The organism is Devosia sp., assembly GCF_039927955.1.
Lineage (GTDB): Bacteria > Pseudomonadota > Alphaproteobacteria > Rhizobiales > Devosiaceae > Devosia.
This window is the reverse complement of sequence record NZ_JBDSUA010000051.1, coordinates 1-4,467: the sequence shown is the minus strand read 5'-3', so window position 1 is coordinate 4,467 and position 4,467 is coordinate 1. Positions and strand designations below refer to the sequence as shown.

Genomic DNA, 4,467 nt, shown 5'->3' with positions numbered 1-4,467 from the left:
ACCGCGCCTGATCAGATGCGCACCACCACACCGGGGACAATCCATCCCATCCTCCTGAGCAAATCACTTGCACAGCACAAGAATCCAAAAAGGATCGTAGGTAAACAGTTCCCCCTTGTGGGGAGGGTGACTTCGGTGCATTTTGCACAGTCTATTCAACCCACCGGCTTCACCCTCCCCCTTGCGGGGAGGGAAGGGAGGGGGGTCTTGGGCGAGCTGGATATTACGCATGACCTCAGCCGTATCGCTCCAACAGGTCTCCCGCCATTTCGGCAGCGTCAAAGCCATGGACGCGGTTGATCTGGACATCGCGCCGGGCGAGTTCTTCGCCATGCTCGGCCCTTCCGGCTCCGGCAAGACCACCTGTCTGCGCGTCATCGCGGGCTTCGAACAACCCACCTCTGGCCACATCGAAATCTTCGGGGAAACCGCCGAGGGCGTGCCACCCTACCGCCGCAACGTCAACACGGTGTTCCAGGATTACGCCCTGTTCCCGCATATGAACGTCATCGAAAACGTTGCCTATTCGCTGATGCTGCGCAAAGTGCCCAAGGCTGACCGGCTGCGGGAGGCCGGCAAGGCGCTCGAACTGGTCAAGCTCGGCACCTACGGCAATCGCCGCCCCGGCCAGCTTTCAGGTGGCCAGCGCCAGCGCGTCGCTCTGGCCCGCGCCATCGTCAACCAGCCCAAGGTGCTGCTGCTCGATGAGCCGCTGGGGGCGCTGGATCTGAAGCTGCGCGAGTCGATGCAGGACGAACTCAAGGTGCTGCAACGCACCCTCGGCATCACCTTCATTTTCGTCACCCACGATCAGGGCGAGGCCTTGTCGATGGCGGACCGCGTCGCGGTGTTCAACGACGGCAAGGTGCAGCAGATCGGCACCCCGCAGGATATCTACCAGCGCCCGCAAACCCGCTTCGTCGCCGATTTCGTTGGCTCATCCAACGTGCTGTCGCCCGAATTCGTCGCCCCGCTGACCGGCGAAAACCGCTTCGCCAGCCTGCGTCCGGAAGCCGTCTCGCTAACTGACCCGGCAACAGGCCAACTCACGGCCACCCTCACCGCCATGAACTATCTCGGCCCCAGCGTGCGGCTGGCGCTGTCCTGCAACGGCACCCATCTGCACGCCGTGGTTCCGGCCAGCAACACCATTCCGGCGCTCGGTTCCAAGGTCGGCCTCAGCTTCGACAAATCCGCGCTGCACCTGATGGAGCCCGGCGTGTGAGCACCGAGTCCGCCATCCTCGCCAATCACCGCGGCTGGCTCGGCAGCGTCTCCGACACGCTCTGGCGCCGGCCGAACCTGCTGATCATCCTGCTGCTGACGCCGGCTGCATTGTGGCTGGGCATTATCTATCTTGGCTCGCTGTTTGCCCTGCTGCTGCAGAGCTTTTTCTCGATCGATGATTTCTCTGGGCTTGTCGTGCAGGAGTTCACGCTCAGGACTTATGGCGAGCTGTTCAAGTCGCAAAACGCCGACATCATCCTCCGCACCGTGCTGATGGCCGCCGTGGTCACCGTCGCATCGGCCGTCATTGCCTTTCCCATCGCCTAGGTCGCGGCGCGCTATGCCCGGGGCAAATGGAAGGCGGTGTTCTATCTCGGCGTCATGCTGCCACTGTGGTCGAGCTATCTGGTCAAGGTCTATGCCTGGAAACTGATCCTTGCCAAGGAGGGCATTTTCAACTGGGTGTTCGAGCAGTTGCACCTGACCCCGGTGCTCGATGCCGTCCTGTCGATCCCCGTCATCGGCGGCAATTCGCTCTCGGTCAGCTATGTCGGCACGTTCCTGGTGTTCACCTATGTCTGGCTGCCTTACATGATCCTGCCGATCCAGGCCTCGATCGAACGGGTGCCCGCCAACCTGATCGATGCCTCGGCCGATCTGGGCGCCTCGCCGCTCAAGACCTTTCGTCACGTGATTTTCCCGCTGGCATTGCCCGGCATCGTCGCCGGCTCCATCTTCACCTTCTCGCTGACGCTGGGCGACTACATCATTCCCCAGATCGTTGGCTCATCGCGCCTGTTCATCGGCCAGGCCGTCTATGCCCAGCAGGGCACCGCCGGCAATATACCACTCGCCGCCGCCTTTACCGTGGTGCCCATCGTCATCATGGGCATCTACCTCTGGGGCGCACGCAAGATGGGGGCCTTCGATGCGCTCTGATGCGCCCCGCGCTTCGCTGCCACTCAAGCTCGCCGCCGGGGCCGGGTTGGCCTTCCTGCTGCTGCCGCTGCTGCTGATCTTTGTTTATGCCTTCACCACGGAGGAAAAGAGCTTCCAGTGGCCGCCGCCAGGACTGACACTCAAATGGTTCGCCGTCGCCTGGGGCAGGCCGGATGTGTGGGCGGCAATCACCCTTTCGGTGCAGGTTGCCGCGATCTCTACGCTGATCGCCTTGATCCTCGGCACGCTCTGCGCCGCCGCTGTTTCCGGCAGCAAGTTCTTTGGCCGCGAGGTGATTTCGCTACTGGTCATCCTGCCCATCGCACTGCCCGGCATCGTCACCGGTATCGCCTTGCGCTCGGCGTTCAATCTGTTCGAAATCCCGTTTTCGTTCTGGACCATCGTTCTGGGCCACGCCACGTTCTGCATCGTGGTGGTCTATAACAACGCCGTCGCCCGCTTCCGCCGCACCTCGGGTTCGCTGATCGAAGCCTCGATGGATCTGGGTGCTGACGGCTTCCAGACTTTCCGCCACGTCATCCTGCCCAATATCGGCACCGCGCTTCTGGCGGGTGGCATGCTGGCCTTTGCGCTGAGCTTTGACGAAGTCATCGTCACCACCTTTACCGCCGGGCAGCAACAAACCCTGCCGCTGTGGATGCTCGAAGAACTGATCCGCCCGCGCCAGCGCCCGGTCACCAATGTGGTGGCGATGGTTGTGGTGCTGGTGACGTTTTTGCCGATCCTGGGGGCTTTTTACCTGACCCGCGATGGCGACCAGATCGAGGGGACAGGGGTGGGGGTCAGTCATACGCACCGCATAAGCTTTAGGGAGCAAAACCAATGAACATCGACATGCTGATCGGCGCGAATTTTGAAACCGGCACCGAAACCGAGGAGCAGGTGCTCAATCCGCGCACTGGCGAACTGATCAAAGGCGTTCCCGAGGCCTCGACCGACCAGCTCGACCGCGCCGTCGCCGCCGCCGAGCGCGCGTTCAAGACCTGGTCGCGCACCACGCCGGGTCAACGCTCCAGCTATCTGCTGCGCATCGCCAACGCCATCGAAGCCGATGCAGCAGGCTTCGCGGCACTCGAAGCGCTCAACTGCGGCAAGCCGATCAACGCCGTGCTCAATGATGAAATCCCCGCCATCGTCGATTGCTGGCGTTTCTTTGCCGGCGCCGTCCGCAATATGACCGCGACGGTTGCAGGAGAATATCTGCCCGGCCACACCTCGATGATCCGCCGCGACGCCATCGGCATCGTCGGCTCCATCGCGCCGTGGAATTATCCGCTGATGATGATGGCGTGGAAACTCGCCCCCGCCATTGCCGGCGGCAACACGGTGGTGTTCAAGCCCTCGGAACAGACGCCGCTGACCGCGCTGAAACTGGCCAAAATCTTCGCCGATATCCTGCCCGAAGGCGTGGTCAACGTCATTCTGGGGCGCGGCGCCACTGTCGGCAATGCGCTGATCAACCATCCCAAAATCAACATGATCTCGATTACCGGCGATGTCTCCACCGGCAAGAAAGTGCTCGAAGCCGCCGCCAAATCGGTGAAACGCACCCATCTCGAACTCGGCGGCAAAGCCCCGGTTATCGTCTATGACGACGCCGATCTGGATGCCGTGGTCAACGGCCTCAAGGCCTTCGGCTTTTACAATGCGGGACAGGATTGCACTGCCGCTTGCCGCATCTATGCCGGCCCGAAAATTCACGACAGGCTGGTGGCCGATCTCAGCTCCGCCGTGTCCTCGATCAAGTACAATCTGGCCAATGACGCCGACAACGACATCGGCCCGCTGATCTCGCGCCGCCAGCGCGACCGGGTGGCGAGCTTTGTCGAACGCGCCAGCGAATTGCCGCATATCCAGATCACCACCGGCGGCCACATGGCGGGCGACAAGGGCTTTTACTACGAACCCACCATCGTCGCCGGTGCGCTGCAAACCGACGAAATCGTCCGCCGCGAAGTGTTCGGGCCAGTGGTCTCGATCACGCGGTTCAGCGAACCCGAAGACGCCATCGCCTGGGCCAATGACAGCGACTACGGCCTGGCCTCATCGGTGTGGACCAAGGACATCACCAAGGCCATGCAGACCGCCGCCGCCCTGCAATATGGCTGCACCTGGATCAACACCCACTTCATGCTGGTCAATGAAATGCCCCACGGTGGCCTGAAACAGTCCGGCTACGGCAAGGACATGTCGGTCTATGCGCTGGAGGATTACACCGCCGTGCGCCATGTGATGATCAATCACGGCTAGTGAGCGGCCAGAAACGCCTCGACTTCGGCC

3 protein-coding genes and 1 pseudogene are annotated in these 4,467 nt (G+C 62.1%); all 4 read left to right on the top strand.

All coding sequences use genetic code 11. The annotated features are described in order from the left end of the window. The first annotated feature begins 229 nt into the window (after positions 1–229). The 4 genes and pseudogenes from ABIT12_RS13300 (at position 230) to ABIT12_RS13285 (ending at position 4,437) form a co-directional block, all read left to right on the top strand. Positions 230–1,225 carry an ABC transporter ATP-binding protein gene (locus ABIT12_RS13300; protein WP_348045673.1) on the top strand — a complete coding sequence of 332 codons (996 nt, stop codon included), beginning with the start codon at positions 230–232 and terminating at the stop codon, positions 1,223–1,225. Beyond that, a pseudogene (locus ABIT12_RS13295) lies at positions 1,222–2,166 on the top strand (ABC transporter permease). Before ABIT12_RS13300 ends, ABIT12_RS13295 begins: the two are co-directional and overlap by 4 nt. Then, complete coding sequence (locus ABIT12_RS13290; protein WP_348045671.1) at positions 2,156–3,013, top strand: ABC transporter permease; 858 nt, start codon at positions 2,156–2,158, stop codon at positions 3,011–3,013. The pseudogene ABIT12_RS13295 and the gene ABIT12_RS13290 overlap by 11 nt, the downstream one beginning before the upstream one ends. After that, positions 3,010–4,437, top strand: coding sequence for a gamma-aminobutyraldehyde dehydrogenase (locus ABIT12_RS13285; RefSeq protein ID WP_348045669.1), 1,428 nt, complete (start codon positions 3,010–3,012; stop codon positions 4,435–4,437). The genes ABIT12_RS13290 and ABIT12_RS13285 overlap by 4 nt, the downstream gene beginning before the upstream one ends. Positions 4,438–4,467: the final 30 nt, after the last annotated feature.

What these genes read in the sequence shown, in the direction of transcription:
- ABIT12_RS13300 (WP_348045673.1), top strand. Translation starts at nt 230, where the DNA reads ATGACCTCAGCCGTATCGCTCCAACAGGTCTCCCGCCATTTCGGCAGC.
- ABIT12_RS13290 (WP_348045671.1), top strand. Translation starts at nt 2,156, where the DNA reads ATGCGCTCTGATGCGCCCCGCGCTTCGCTGCCACTCAAGCTCGCCGCC.
- ABIT12_RS13285 (WP_348045669.1), top strand. Translation starts at nt 3,010, where the DNA reads ATGAACATCGACATGCTGATCGGCGCGAATTTTGAAACCGGCACCGAA.